Consider the following 14,067-nt stretch of genomic DNA (forward strand, 5'->3'; position numbering starts at 1 on the left):
CACGGCGTGCGCGACGAGCCCGCCCATCGGGTCGTGCCGGATCAGATCGCGCAGCCGGGACCGCGAGGACCTGCCCTCGTTGCCCGGGTACAGATGCTTGCCGAGCCCGACGGCGTGCGCCAGGGCGGCGAGCGCCGCGGTCCGCGGGTCCGGCGGTACGCCGGTGCGGATCGCGTTGTCCAGCCGGGCGCGGATCTCCCGGCTGATGGCGGTGTCCGTCGCCTGGTAGCGCGTCGTCGGCAGCACCCCGCACATCTGGCCCGGCACCGCGGCGACCATGCCGCACCGCTCCAGATGCGAGAGGTAGGTCTGACGCAGCCCCAGCCGGGGCCCGCCGATCCAGTGGACGGCGCGCACGGGAGCGCCGCGCCTTCGCAGCAACTCCAACGCGCAGTCCAGAGTCGGATCTCCTGTCGGCCGTGGCACCACCACGGCGATACGATCCCCGTCTGGGGCTATCCGTCCGGCCAGCGCCAGCTCCACTAGCTGTGCACCGGCCAGACCGAGGTCGAGCGACTGCGGCTGCGCAGTGGTACCCGTGGCCGGGTCCAGTGCCAGCAACAGAAGCTCCTCCGGAAGTGTTCTGCGGCTCCTGCCCATCCATGCCTCCCCGCGTGGATGAATGACAGGGTGACCCCTCTCACATTGGTCTGTCGAGGGTGCGTGACCGGTTCGTGAGGGAACCGGCAGGTATGTCGTTCTCGTCTACCGCAGGGGCCAAGCCCTCACACAGGACACTGGTACATGGTTCGGACAGGGCGCGCGCGTGGGCGTGCGGCGCATGGAGGAGGCATCGGTGGCGGGCGAGTCCCCCGACAGGTCTAAGCAGCGCGAGTCGTCGGCGGAACGGACGTCGGGGAGCGCGGCTCCGGTTCCCGAGGCGCGTGATCCGCGGCTCGCGGTAGCCCGCGAAAAGGATTCCTCGGGCGGCGTGGACACCGCCACGAAGGTCCTGTCGGTACGGGACGCCGGGAAGCCGGCCCAACCCGACGACGCTTCCGCCGGCTCCGACACCCCGGGGCAGGACGCGGCCCTGCGCAACGCGGTCTCGGCATGGGTCCGCGGCGCCAACGCGACTGCAAAGAAGCGAGAGCCCGAAGGGGCCCAGGAGACCGAGGCGCAGGAGACCGAGGAGACCAAGGCCGAAGAGACCAGGGCCGGGCGGGCCGTGGCGGCGGAGGACACCGAGGGCCAGGAGACCGGGAAGGCCGAGGCGGCGGAGTCCGAAGTCCGGGCCGCGGCCCGGACTGAGGCAGAAGCGGGGGCGAAGTCCCCGGCGGACGCGAGGGCGGAGGCGGCCCCGAAGTCCGGGAACGGCCGGGACGCCGACGCGCGGACGGACGCGGACGCCCGGCCGGACGCGGACGCAGACGCGAAGAGCGACGCGGAGCCGAAGGCTGACGCGGACGAGGCCGCCGAGGCCGACGCGGCGGTGGCCGACGACGAGACCCGCACGGGTGGTGCGGGCGGGACCCCGGACGCCGAAGGCGAAGCCGAGGCGACCGACGACGACGCCCCCGCACCCGCAGAGGCGCCGCAGGCCAAGGCGGCGGTGGCCGACGAGCCGGAGGCCACCGACGGCGAGGACGCCCCACAGGGGCCACCCGCGGCCGACGACGAGACCCGCACGGCTGGTCCGGGCGGGACCCCGGACGCCGCAGGCGAAGCCGAGGCGACCGACGACGCACCCGCACCCGCACCCGCACCCGCCAAGGCTCCGCAGGACGCCGCGCCGCAGGACCCCGTCGATCAGCCCACCACCGTCTTCAAGGCAGTCCGTCCCAGGAAGCCGGAGGTCGACCAGCCGACCACCATGCTCAAGCTGGGCGGCCCCACCAAGGCGCCCAAGACACCCGATACACCCAAGACGCCTGATACGCCCAAGTCACCCGATTCGCCCGCTTCATCGAGGGTTCCCGAGTCCGACGCCGAGCGCACCAGCAGGTTCGTCGCGCTGAAGGACGACATGAAGCCGGCCGCGCGGCCGGTGCCGGCGCAGAGGCCGGCCCAGCCGGACGCCACCACCCCTGTCCCGCAGGTCGGCCCCGAGCGCACCACCCAGCAGCCGCTCCCGCCCAAGCCCCCGCTGGACCTGCTGGCGGAGCTGACGAACACGCCGCCGCCCCCGGAGACCCCGGTCCGCACGCTCGTCCGCCGGGTCAAGATCTGGACCCCGCTGGTCCTGCTGCTGGCGATCGTCTTCGCGGTCGTACAGACGCTCAGGCCGCTCCCGCAGCCCACCCTCGACCTCACCGCGAAGGACTCGTACACCTTCTCCGGCGCCAAGGCGGTCATCCCGTGGCCGTCCCAGGGCGAGGCCGCGCTGGACGTCCAGGGCATCGGCTCCTTCGGCTCGTCCGGCCGGCAGAAGCCCGTGCCGATCGCGAGTGTCGCCAAGGTGATGACGGCGTACCTGGTCCTGCGCGACCACCCGCTCAAGAGCGGCGCCGACGGCCCCAAGATAAAGATCGACAAGACGGCGGAGCAGCAGTCGAACGCGGGCCAGGAGTCCACCGTCAGCGTCACCGCCGGTGACTCGATCTCCCAGCGCGAGGCCCTGGAGAGCATCCTGATCGCCTCCGCCAACAACATCGCCCGGCTGCTCGCCCGCTGGGACGCCGGCTCGGAGAAGGCGTTCGTCGCGAAGATGAACGCCGCGGCCAAGCGCCTCGGCATGACGAACACCACGTACACCGACCCCTCGGGCCTGACGAACTCCACGGTGAGCACGGCCGTGGACCAGGTGAAGCTGGCCAAGGTCGCGATGACCCTGCCCGCCTTCCGCGAGGTGGCGGCGATGATGTCGTACGACGACTACAAGGGCGTGAACCACTCCAACTGGAACCATCTGGTCGGCCACAACAACGTCGTCGGCATCAAGACCGGCACCACCACCTCCGCCCTCGGCAACCTGGTCTTCGCCGCGAAGCAGCGGGTCGGCGGCGAGACCCGGACCATCGTCGGCGCCGTGATCCGCCAGCCCGCCGGCGGCTCGGACAACACGATCCTCAGCGGGGCGCTGGACGCGGCGGACAAGCTGATCCGGGCCGCGCAGGGCGCGCTGAAGCCGGCGACGGTCCTGAAGAAGGGCGATGTCGTCGGATACGTGGACGACGGCCTCGGCGGCCGTACCCCGGTGGTGGCCACGCAGGACGTCACGGCGGCCGGCTGGTCCGGGCTGAAGGTCAAACTGTCCTTCGCCTCGGACGCCGTGCCGCACACCGCGAAGGCCGGCACCAAGGTCGGATCGCTCACCGTGGGTGACGGTTCGGCCGGTGCGGTGCGGGTCCCGGTGGCCCTGGCGAAGGATCTGGCCGAGCCCGGCTTCGGCGCGAAGCTCACCCGGCTGGGCTGATCGCACCACCCCCAGCCCGCCCGCGCACCCCGCCGACGGCGCCCCACCCGGGAGCCGCGCGGCGGGGTGCGTGCTAGCGTCACGAATCGGGGCAGGTCGCCGGTCGCGGAACAGGGCCGCGAGACTGGACGGGAAGCGGCCGGGAACACCTGGGGAAGCGGCCGAGAACAGAAGACGGGACACGGGAGTGCCTTCAGGTGGCCACAGCGGAGCCGACACACGCCGACGACGCCGATCCGGGCCCGGGATCCGGCCCGCGAATACGCCTGTCCGCGACCGACGCCGGCAGTTCCGCCGGTAAGGGCGGTACGGACGGGGGCCGGGACGGCCACGGCCGGCTCGCGCGTCTCCTCGCCTCCGCCGAGCCCCTGCGCAGGCGGCTGCTCGTGCACCCGGTGCTGTCGGTCACCGCGCTCTCGGGCGTCCTGCACATCATCTGGTTCTTCACCTTCGCGAACAGTGGCGGCGATCTCGCGGCGCAGGACGCGTGGGCCGAGTTCGTCGGCCGGCACCCGGACTCGGCGTACAACCTCGCCTGGTACGGGGGCATGCACCCGGTGTCGTACAGCGTGGTGTCGCCGTATCTGATGGCCGTCCTCGGCGTGCGGACGACGATGATGATCGCCGGGACCGTGTCCGCGGGCCTGCTGACCATGATCCTGATCCGCAGCCGCGTGGTGCGCAATCCCCTGTGGGCCTCCCTCGCGGGGGTCTTCGCGTTCCTGTGCAACGCGGTGTCGGGCCGGGTGACCTTCGGGCTCGGCACGATGTTCGGGCTCGGCGCGGTCGCGGCCGTGTTCTGCTGGCCGTACCGCTGGCGGCACAAGCGCTGGGCGAAGGCGGTGGTGGCCGCCCCCCTGGCCGGCCTCTCCACCATGGCCTCGCCCGTCTCGGGGCTGTTCGTGGGCCTGGTCGCGGTCGCGCTGTTCCTGCAGAAGCGGCGGCCGGGCGCCTGGGCGCTGGGGCTCGCCCCGTCCGCGGTGGTCGCCGCCTCCTATTTCCTCTTCCCGTTCTCCGGCACCCAGCCGATGACGATCGGCTCGGTGATACTCCCGCTGCTGTACGGCCTGCTGTGCCTGTTCCTGGTGCCGAAGCAGTGGGTGACCGTCCGGCTGACGGCGGCCGTCTACAGCATCAGCGTCGTCCTGGTGTGGCTGATCAGCTCGCAGATCGGGTCGAACATCTCGCGGCTGCCGATGCTGTTCGCGGGTGCGACGCTGATCGCGGCGCTGCCGTTCACGGAGCCGAAGTCGCGCAAGTGGTACCTGACCGTGGTGGCGTTCCTGGGCTTCGCCGGCTGGATCGGCTACAAGTCGGTGGACGACATCGTCCATACGACGCCGGCCGCGTCCTGGGCCCGCGAGCTGGCCCCGCTCGTCAACCAGTTGCAGAAGGTCGGCGCCGAGCGGGGCCGCGTCGAGGTGGTCCCGGCGCGTTCGCACCGCGAGGCCTCCGCGCTCGCGCCGTACGTCAATCTGGCGCGCGGCTGGAACCGGCAGGCCGACATGGAGCGCAACCCGCTCTTCTACGACGACACGCTGAACTCGGCGAACTATCACGAGTGGCTGCAGCGGTGGGCCGTGCACTTCGTCGTGCTGCCCAAGGACAACCCGGACGGGGACGGCGGCCAGCGGGAGCGGGAGCTGCTGCGGCGCGGGATGCCGTACCTGACGCAGATCTGGGGCGATGCCAACTGGCAGCTGTTCCGGGTGACCGATCCGACGCCGCTCGCGGAGCCGAACGCGGTGGTGGACCGGGCCGATCAGGGCGAGATGACGCTGCAGGTGCGCAAGGCCGGGCGGATCCTGATCCGCATCCCGTACTCGCCGTGGCTGAGCGTCGTCGACGAGCACGGCAAGAGCCTGAAGCCGCCGCAGCTGGTCTCCTCGGGCCCGCCGAAGACCTTCCGCAACGTCAACGGGTGCCTGATGGCCACGCCTGAGGACCCGGACGGGGACAAGTGGACCGTGCTGCTCGCGCCGAAGGCCGGTACCTACCGGCTGGCCGCGCCGTACCAGCTGCCCCGCGGCACGCCGTGCCCGGACGAGCTGAAGTGAGGCTCACGCTCAGCGCAGTGCGGACACGTACGTGTCGGTGCCCGGCACCGTCGGGACGAACGGGGCCACCAGCTCCACCCGGCCGAGCCCGGCACCGGCCACGTCCGCGTCCAGCCCGGTGAAGTGCTCCGCCCAGCACGCGCGCGGGTCCGCCTCCAGGAACCACAGCAGGGTCACCCGGGTGCCCACGCCCTCGACCTGCTGGACGTAGGTCATGCGGTCGCCGGGCAGCGGGGTGGGAAGGAAGACCGTGGCCATGGCCGCCGGGGAGCCGGCGAGGCGGCGGGGCAGGTGCCGGGTGCCGAGCCACTCCAGCAGCTCGCCCCGCTGCCGCGGCGAGTCGGCGTCGATCACCTCCAGCACCAGCCCGGCGTAGGGATGGTCGAGGGCGTGGACATCGCGCGGACCGGCCGCGCCGTCCCGGTACACCGTCGTCGCGTGGTCCTGGAAGGCGGTCAGGACGTGGGTGCGGTCGTGGTACACGCGGGCGTCCCGGTCGAGGCGCTTGTTGATGGCGACCGTCCACTTCATGTGGTCGTCGTAGCGGCCGGCGGTGATCCAGTAGGTGGAGAGATAGCAGCCCGCGGTGGCCGGCCGGGCCACCGCCGACTTCTCCGGGTAGCGCAGCAGCTGCAGGTCGCGGGTGGCCACCCAGCGGCGGCCCGCGTACATCCAGGGCATGGCCATCGCGCCGGCGTAGTAGTGGTCGTCCTCGTACCAGCGGTTGTAGGCGTACTCGTGGCCGGGGTGGGGCTCGACCAGGGTGATCAGGGCGTGGCCGGGGCGGACACCGTAGGGGCCGACGGCGGCCAGTTCGGCGTACAGCTCGCTGCGGGTGTCCTCGCTCATGTCCTTCCCCTTCCGTCCTCCTGCGGTCGCCCCTACTCTGACGCCCCGTCAGATAAAGCGCCAGACCAGGGGAGGCACCGATGCCGCTGCTCGCCGGCAGGACCGTGGTCGTCTCGGGGGTCGGGGCCGGACTCGGCCACCAGGTCGCGGCGGCCGTCGTACGGGACGGCGGGAACGCCGTGCTCGGGGCGCGCACCGAGGCGAACCTCGCCAAGAGCGCGGCCGAGATCGACCCGGGCGGCGGCCGCACCGCGTACCGGGCCACGGACATCACCGACGAGGGGCAGTGCGAGCGGCTGGCCGCGCTTGCGCGGGAGCGGTTCGGCGGGATCGACGCCGTGGTGCACGTGGCGGCCTGGGACTCCTGCTTCGGCGGAATCGAGGACGCGGACTTCGCGACCTGGCAGTCGGTCATCGACGTGAACCTGCTGGGGACGCTGCGGATGACCCGGGCGTGCCTGCCGGCGCTCAAGGCGGGCGGGGGCGGGTCGGTGGTGTTCGTCGGGACCCAGTCCGCCGTCGCCGCTCCCTCGCAGGTGCGCCAGGCCGCGTACGCCGCCTCCAAGGGGGCGCTGACCAGCGCGATGTACTCGCTGGCGCGGGAGCTGGGACCGCATCGGATCCGCGTCAACACCGTGCTGCCGGGCTGGATGTGGGGGCCGCCGGTGCAGGCGTACGTGCGGTTCACCGCGCAGGCGGAGGGCGTGCCGGAGGAGGAGGTGCTGGCCCGGCTGACCGGACGGATGGCGCTGCCGGAACTGGCCACCGACGGGGATGTGGCGGACGCGGCGGTGTTCTTGTCGTCGGACCGGGCGCGGGCCATCACCGGGCAGTCGCTGCTGGTCAACGCGGGTGAGCTGATGCGCTGACCCGGCTCGGTCCGCCACCGCTCCTTGTTCATGTGGTTGAACGGAAGTCATCCAGACGAACAATTTTACCTTTACTTGACCCTACGCTTGCTTGTCGTGTTCATGGAGGCAGACCCACGATCGGGCACATGAACAGTCTCGACTGGGCCGTGCTCATCGGCTACTTCGGTGTGATGGTCGCGATCGGCGTCTGGTCGCACAAGCGCGTGGACAACGTCTCCGACTTCTTCACGGCCGGCGGCAAGATGCCGTGGTGGCTCTCCGGCATCTCGCACCACATGTCGGGCTACAGCGCGGTGATGTTCACCGGATACGCGGGCATCGCCTACACCTACGGCGTCACCTCCTTCGTCACCTGGTCCTTCCCCATCGCGCTGGGAATCGCCATCGGGGCGCGGCTGTTCGCGCCGCGGATCAACCGGCTGCGGTCGCGGCTGCACGTGGCCTCCCCGCTGGAGTACCTGAAGAACCGCTACAACCTCTCCACCCAGCAGGCGCTCGCCTGGTCCGGCATGCTGCTGAAGATCGTGGACGTGGGCGCCAAGTGGGCGGCGATCGCGACCCTGTTGTCGGTGTTCACCGGTGTCACCCTCAACCAGGGCATCCTCGTCACCGGCGCGATCACCGCCGTCTACTGCACGATCGGCGGCCTGTGGGCCGACGCGCTCACCGAACTCGGCCAGTTCGTCATCCAGTTGCTGGCCGGCATCTCGATGTTCGTCGCCGTCGTACTGAAACTGGACGACAAGCACATCGGCTTCTTCGACGCATGGAACCAGCCGGCCCTGCACGGCCACGGCAAGCCCCTGGTCGGCCCGTACGGGACGGTGTTCCTGCTGGCGTTCCTCTTCATCAAGCTCTTCGAGTACAACGGCGGCATGCTCAACCAGGCCCAGCGCTACATGGCGACGGGCAGCGCGCGCGAGGCCGAGCGCGGGGCCCGGCTGTCGGCCATCCTGTGGCTGGTCTGGCCGGTGGTCCTGTTCTTCCCGATGTGGATGTCCCCGCTGCTGGTCCACGCGCAGAAGCCGGACGGCTCCGACTCCTACGGCCTGATGACCGAGCAGCTCATCCCGCACGGCCTGCTGGGCCTGGTCGTCGTCGGCTTCTTCTCGCACACCATGGCCATGTGCTCCTCCGACGCGAACGCCATCTCGGCCGTGTTCACCCGGGACGTGGCACCGGTGCTGTCGGCGCGGGCGCGCTCCTGGGGCCAGACCTCGGGCCTGGTCGCGGCGCGCGTGACGACGGTGGTCTTCCTCGCGCTGTCCATGGCGGTGGCCACGCAGGTCAACTCCCCGACGTTCAAGGACATCATCACGGTCGTCATCAAGTGGGTCGCGGGTCTGATGGGCCCCATCGCCATCCCGATGATGCTGGGTCTGCTCCGCCCGTTCCGCCGCTCCGGCCCGACGGCGGCGCTCACCAGCTGGGCGGCGGGCCTGCTGGCCTTCTGGCTGGTCAACTACCCCATCAGCTGGCAGATCTCCGGCGGAGTGCCGCTGGAGTACCAGGTGTCCGTGCCGCTGGCCGTCTCCCTCGTCCTCTACATCGCGATCGGCTACCTCAAGCCGGAGGACACCCCGGAGCGGCTGGCGATCATCGACCAGGTGAACTCGGACGGCGACGCGGCGGCCGCGGCGCCGGTGCCCGCGGGCGCCGGGGACGACGTGATCGGGGCGCCGGTCCACGAGGCGTGAGGGCCGGGCGCCCTGGGCTCAGGCCCGCGGGTACCGGACCAGCCAGCCCGGCGACGCACCCGCCGGCCCGTGCAGCGCGGGCCCCTGGGTCATCTCCATCGCGAAGTCGTCGGCGAGTTCCAGGATCGTGGGACGGCCCTCCAGCTCGGCCAGCCAGGCCGGCGGGAGGGCCGTCTCGCCGTGCAGGGCGCCCAGCAGCCCGCCGGTCAGCGCCCCCGCCGCGGCGGACGGTCCGCTCTGGTTGACCGCCAGGCACAGCCCGTGCCGCACGTCCTCGCCCACCAGCGCGCAGTACACCGAGGCGGCCAGCAGCCCGTCGGCCGTGCCGTCCCCGGCCAGCTCCTCGACCCGGGTGGGGCTCGGCATCCCCTGGCGCACCGCGCCGAGCGCGTGCTGGAGGGCGTCGGAGACCGGCTGGTGCCCGGGGCGGGCGGCGAGCAGGGCGAGGGACCGCTGCACGGCGCCGTCCAGGCTGTCCCCGCGGGCCAGGGCGTGCACGATCACGGCGTACGCGCCCGCCGACAGGTAGGCGAGGGGATGCCCGTGGGTCTGGGCCGCGCACTCCACCGCGAGCTGGACGACGAGCTGTGGCTCCCAGCCGACCAGCAGCCCGAACGGGGCCGAGCGGGCGACGGCCTCCGGCCCCAGCTCACCCGGGTTCTTGGGCTGGTCCAGCGTGCCCATGGTCTCGTCGCCGAGCCCGACGAGCAGGGCCCGGGTGGGATCGCGGCGGGCGTACAGCCACTCCTGACGGGCCAGCCAGCCGTCGTCCTTGCGGCGCTCGTCCGGCCCCCAGTCCCGCTGGGTGGCCGCCCAGCGCAGATACGCCCGGTGCAGATCGGTGGGCGGGTGCCAGGCGCCGGTGTCGCGGCGCACCTGGGCCCGTATCAGGCCGTCCACGGTGAACAGGCTCAGCTGGGTGTGATGGGTGACCGAACCGCGGCGCCCGTGCCCGAAGGCCAGGTCGAGCAGCCCCTCGGGGCCGTACGCGGACCGGATCTCCGCCAGGGACAGCGCGTCGGCGGGCCCGCCCAGTGCGTCGCCCACGGCGACCCCGAGCAGGGTGCCGCGCACCCGGCTGCGGAAGTCCTGCTGCTCGGCACGGCCCCAGACGGCGCCGGTCGTCGTACTCACGCGACCTCCCTTCGGCACCGTCCGTCCGTACGACGCTCAGCACTGTAATCGACCGGGAACGGTCCGTTCAGCGGGGCAAATCGGTCCCTCCAGGTCATCGCCGTCCAGTTGTGAGCGCTTCGACCCCGACGAGGACGCGGTCGGGGCCGGAGTCGGGCGGATCGGTGCCGTCCGGCTCGAAGGCGCCCTCGGAGAGCGCCCCGCCGAGGGCGTGAACGGGAGGGGAGTTGGCGTGCGTGGCCGATCCGCGGCCGGATTCTGGCGCAATGGGCACGTGAGAAGTCCGCTGGTGGCAGGGGAGAATTCGGCCATGACCACCACCCCCACACACAACTCCGGCCTCAGGCCTGCCGCCGGTGTGCTCACCGGGATACTCGCGCTCTACATCGCCCTCGTCGCCGTCGGGAACATCACGGACTTCGGGACCAACCAGCAGTTCGTGCGGCACGTGCTGGCGATGGACACGACGTTCAAGGACCACGACCTGATGTGGCGGGCCGTCACCAGCACGGGTCTTCAGGACACCGCCTACGTGCTGATCATCGTGTGGGAGACCGTGGCGGCACTCGTGCTGATCTGGGGGACGTACCTCTGGGCCTCGCGGCGCGACCAGGCGCTCGCGCGGCGGGTCTCCACCTATGGCCTGTTGATGCTGCTGCTGCTCTTCGGGGCCGGGTTCATCGCGATCGGCGGCGAGTGGTTCGCGATGTGGCAGTCGAAGACATGGAACGGGCTGGACGCGGCGACCCGGATCTTCCTGCTGAGCGGCGTCGCCCTGATCGTCAACCAGCTGCCCTCCCGGCAGGGGGAGGCTAGTTGACGACCGCCACCCTGGTGCCCTGATCGCCGAAGGCCCACAGGGCGGCTCCGTCCGCCTTGTGCACCCGTATGCCGCCCAGCTTCTGGCCGTTCGCCGGGGGCGGCGAGGAGCCGTCGAGGGCGTTGGAGAAGGCTATGTTCACGCCCTCCGTCTTCGTGAAATACATCACGTGCTCGATCTGGACGCCGTCCGAGCCCCGCAGGGACTGGGTGCGCAGGGTGACCGAGTAGCGGCCCGGCGCGGGATTCACCGTGCCCGGCCACACCGTGAACGTGCGGGTCGCCCTGCCGGTCGCGTCGACCAGCCACACGCGCTTCTCGCCGAGCGAGTACACGATCCGGCGACCGGCGCCGGACCCGGCGGGCAGGGCGGGCGCGGCCGGCGCCTTCGGCTTCGCGGACGCCTGTGCGTGCGCCGAGGCCGACGCCGAGGCGCTGGGCCTGGCCACGGCGGCCGTGGGGTGCGGCCCGTGGTCCGCCTGGACGGCGAGGGCGACGACGGCCACGGTCGCGCCCGCCGTCAGACCGGTGACCCAGGCCCACGAGGGCAGTCGGGCAGCCACGGGTACGCATCTCCTCCGCTACGGGGCCCCCGCTCGGACCGGGGGTCGGATCATCGTACTCAGTCCAGGACCGGCAGCAGATCCGGCAGGTGGCCGTCGGACGCCTCCGCCGCCCGCTGCCGCTCCTCGGGCACCTCGCCGTAGACCGTGGTACGCGGCTTGGCCGGGCGGCCGGCCGCCTCCGCCACCGCCACCAGGTCCCGGACGGACTTGTAGGAGCCGTAGGAGGAGCCCGCCATGCGCGAGATCGTCTCCTCCATGAGCGTGCCGCCCAGATCGTTCGCGCCGGAGCGGAGCATCTCCGCCGCCCCCTCGGTGCCCAGTTTGACCCAGCTCGTCTGGATGTTGGGGATCCAGGGATGCAGCAGGAGCCTGGCCATCGCCGTCACGGCCCGGTTGTCCCGCAGGGTCGGGCCCGGGCGCGCGATGCCCGCCAGGTAGACCGGCGCGTTGGTGTGGATGAACGGCAGGGTGACGAACTCGGTGAAGCCGCCCGTCTCGCGCTGGATGCCGGCGAGCGTGCGCAGGTGGCCCAGCCAGTGGCGGGGCTGGTCGACGTGGCCGTACATCATCGTGGACGACGAGCGGATGCCCAGCTCGTGGGCCGTCCTGATCACCTCGGTCCAGGTGGCCGTGGGCAGCTTGCCCTTGGTCAGGACCCAGCGGACCTCGTCGTCCAGGATCTCCGCCGCCGTGCCGGGGATGGTGTCCAGGCCGGCCTCCTGGGCGGCGGTCAGCCACTCCCTGATGGACAGGCCGGTGCGGGTGGCGCCGTTCACCACCTCCATCGGCGAGAAGGCGTGCACGTGCATGCCGGGGACCCGCTCCTTCACCGCCCTGGCGATGTCGAAGTACGCCGTGCCGGGCAGGTCGGGGTGGATGCCGCCCTGCATGCACACCTCGACGGCGCCGACCTCCCACGCCTGCTGGGCGCGGTCGGCCACCTGCTCCAGCGAGAGCGTGTACGCGTCGGCGTCCGTGCGGCGCTGGGCGAAGGCGCAGAAGCGGCACCCCGTGTAGCAGACGTTGGTGAAGTTGATGTTCCGGGTGACGATGTACGTCACGTCGTCGCCGACCGCCGACCTGCGCACGTCGTCGGCCACCCGGCACAGCGCGTCCAGCGCCGGGCCGTCCGCGTGCAGGAGGGCCAGGGCCTCGGCGTCGGTCAGCCTCGTGGGGTCGTCGGCCGCCGTGCGCAGGGCCTCGCGCACGTCGGTGTCGATGCGCTCGGGCGCCATCCCGGGGGCGGCCGCCTCGCGCAGGGCCTCCCAGTTGCCGTACACCTCGTCGAAGTCGTCGCGCCGGTCGCCCGTACGGCCCTCGGTGTCGATCGAGGTGTGCAGGTCGGTGCGGCCGGTCGCGACGAAGACCTCCTCCGGCTCCTGCCACGGCAGGCCCCGCGGAAGGGCCCCGGGGCGGGCCAGGCCGGTCTCCGGGTCGGCGAGGGCCGACACGTGCGGGCGCAGCCGCGGGTCCAGCCAGGGCTCGCCCCGCCGGACGAACTCCGGGTAGACGCACAGGCGTTCACGCAGCTCGAAGCCCGCCGCCCGGGACTTCGCGGCGAGTTCCTCGATCTGCGGCCAGGGGCGTTCGGGGTTGACGTGGTCGATGGTGAGGGGCGACACCCCGCCCCAGTCGTCGATGCCGGCGCCGATCAGCCGCTCGTACTCGGAGTCGACCAGGTTCGGCGGGGCCTGGAGGCAGGCGGACGGGCCCATGATGTGCCGGGCGACGGCCACCGTGGCGACCAGGTCGTCGAGTTCGGCGTCCGGCATGCCGCGCATCGCCGTGTCCGGCTTGGCGCGGAAGTTCTGGATGATCAGTTCCTGGATGCCGTGGTAGGCCCTCGCCACCTTCCGCAGCGCGAAGAGGGACTCCGCGCGCTCCTCGTACGTCTCGCCGATGCCGATCAGCAGGCCGGAGGTGAAGGGCACGGAGGAGCGGCCGGCGTCCTCCAGGACGCGCAGGCGCACGGCCGGTTCCTTGTCCGGCGAGCCGAAGTGCGGGCCGCCCGGTTCGGACCACAGGCGCCGGGCGGTGGTCTCCAGCATCATGCCCATCGACGGCGCCACCGGCTTCAGCCGCTGGAAGTCCGTCCACGTCAGCACGCCCGGGTTGAGGTGGGGCAGCAGGCCCGTCTCCTCCAGGATGCGGACGGAGACGGCGCGGACGTAGGCGATGGTGTCGTCGTAGCCGTGCGCGTCGAGCCACTCGCGCGCCTCCGGCCAGCGCTCCTCGGGCTTGTCGCCCAGGGTGATCAGGGCTTCCTTGCATCCCAGGGCGGCGCCCTTGCGGGCGATGTCCAGGACCTCGTCCGGGGACATGAACATCCCGTGCCCGGCGCGGCGCAGCTTGCCCGGGACGGTGACGAAGGTGCAGTAGTGGCACTTGTCCCGGCACAGCCGGGTGAGGGGGATGAAGACGCTCTTCGAGTAGGTGATCACACCGGGCCTGCCCGCCGCCTCCAGCCCCGCGTCCCGCAGCCGGGCGGCGGACGCGGCGAGGCCGGTCAGGGCCTCGCCGCGGGCCTGGAGGAGCACCGCCGCCTCGGCGACGTCGAGGGCGACGCCGTCCCGGGCGCGTTTGAGGGCGCGACGCATGGAGTTCTCGGTCGGGCCGGTTCCGGAGGTCGCGGAAGTCGTCATCCTTCGAGGATATGGCTCCGCCGGTGGAGCCCGATCGGAGCCGGCCCGGGGGTGCGGAGCGTCGCCGGGCGCGGGT

At 72.1% G+C, this 14,067-nt stretch carries 10 protein-coding genes; 5 read left to right on the forward strand and 5 right to left on the reverse strand.

From position 1 onward, the window contains the following. A partial coding sequence (locus tag ACLU3S_RS17170; RefSeq protein ID WP_413952739.1) for a GOLPH3/VPS74 family protein occupies window positions 1-600 on the reverse strand: 600 nt, incomplete at its 3' end. 181 nt (window positions 601-781) lie between these two features. Between ACLU3S_RS17170 and ACLU3S_RS17175 the strand changes: the two genes are divergently transcribed. Both ACLU3S_RS17175 and ACLU3S_RS17180 read left to right on the forward strand, forming a co-directional pair. After that, window positions 782-3,355, forward strand: a complete 2,574-nt coding sequence (locus ACLU3S_RS17175) for a D-alanyl-D-alanine carboxypeptidase (protein ID WP_413952740.1) — start codon at window positions 782-784, stop codon at window positions 3,353-3,355. A gap of 197 nt (window positions 3,356-3,552) precedes the next feature. Next, a complete protein-coding gene (locus tag ACLU3S_RS17180) occupies window positions 3,553-5,412 on the forward strand; it encodes an MFS transporter (protein WP_413952741.1) in 1,860 nt (619 codons plus the stop codon). 9 nt (window positions 5,413-5,421) lie between these two features. Here the strand turns inward: ACLU3S_RS17180 and ACLU3S_RS17185 are convergent, their stop codons facing one another. Further along, window positions 5,422-6,261 carry a hypothetical protein gene (locus tag ACLU3S_RS17185; RefSeq protein ID WP_413952742.1) on the reverse strand — a complete coding sequence of 280 codons (840 nt, stop codon included), beginning with the start codon at window positions 6,259-6,261 and terminating at the stop codon, window positions 5,422-5,424. 80 nt (window positions 6,262-6,341) lie between these two features. On the opposite strand from ACLU3S_RS17185, the gene ACLU3S_RS17190 reads away from it, so the two are divergent. Beyond that, window positions 6,342-7,130 (forward strand): SDR family oxidoreductase, encoded by a 789-nt coding sequence (locus ACLU3S_RS17190; protein WP_413952743.1) that lies wholly within the window; start codon window positions 6,342-6,344, stop codon window positions 7,128-7,130. 128 nt (window positions 7,131-7,258) lie between these two features. After that, a complete protein-coding gene (locus ACLU3S_RS17195) occupies window positions 7,259-8,830 on the forward strand; it encodes a sodium:solute symporter family protein (protein WP_413952744.1) in 1,572 nt (523 codons plus the stop codon). Window positions 8,831-8,848: 18 nt separating this feature from the next. Here ACLU3S_RS17195 and ACLU3S_RS17200 read toward each other — a convergent pair whose 3' ends face one another. After that, window positions 8,849-9,964, reverse strand: a complete 1,116-nt coding sequence (locus ACLU3S_RS17200; protein WP_413952745.1) for an ADP-ribosylglycohydrolase family protein — start codon at window positions 9,962-9,964, stop codon at window positions 8,849-8,851. A 310-nt stretch (window positions 9,965-10,274) separates the two neighbouring features. Between ACLU3S_RS17200 and ACLU3S_RS17205 the strand changes: the two genes are divergently transcribed. Continuing rightward, on the forward strand, window positions 10,275-10,784 hold the full coding sequence (locus tag ACLU3S_RS17205; RefSeq protein ID WP_413952746.1) for a DUF2165 domain-containing protein: 510 nt from the start codon (window positions 10,275-10,277) through the stop codon (window positions 10,782-10,784). Here ACLU3S_RS17205 and ACLU3S_RS17210 read toward each other — a convergent pair. Continuing rightward, on the reverse strand, window positions 10,777-11,346 hold the full coding sequence (locus ACLU3S_RS17210; RefSeq protein WP_413952747.1) for a hypothetical protein: 570 nt from the start codon (window positions 11,344-11,346) through the stop codon (window positions 10,777-10,779). The genes ACLU3S_RS17205 and ACLU3S_RS17210 overlap by 8 nt on opposite strands. Window positions 11,347-11,405: 59 nt before the next feature. After that, a complete protein-coding gene (locus tag ACLU3S_RS17215; protein WP_413952748.1) occupies window positions 11,406-13,991 on the reverse strand; it encodes a bifunctional FO biosynthesis protein CofGH in 2,586 nt (861 codons plus the stop codon). Window positions 13,992-14,067: the final 76 nt, after the last annotated feature.

Source organism: Streptomyces sp. AF1A (genome assembly GCF_047340315.1).
In the GTDB taxonomy this organism is placed as follows: Bacteria; Actinomycetota; Actinomycetes; order Streptomycetales; family Streptomycetaceae; genus Streptomyces.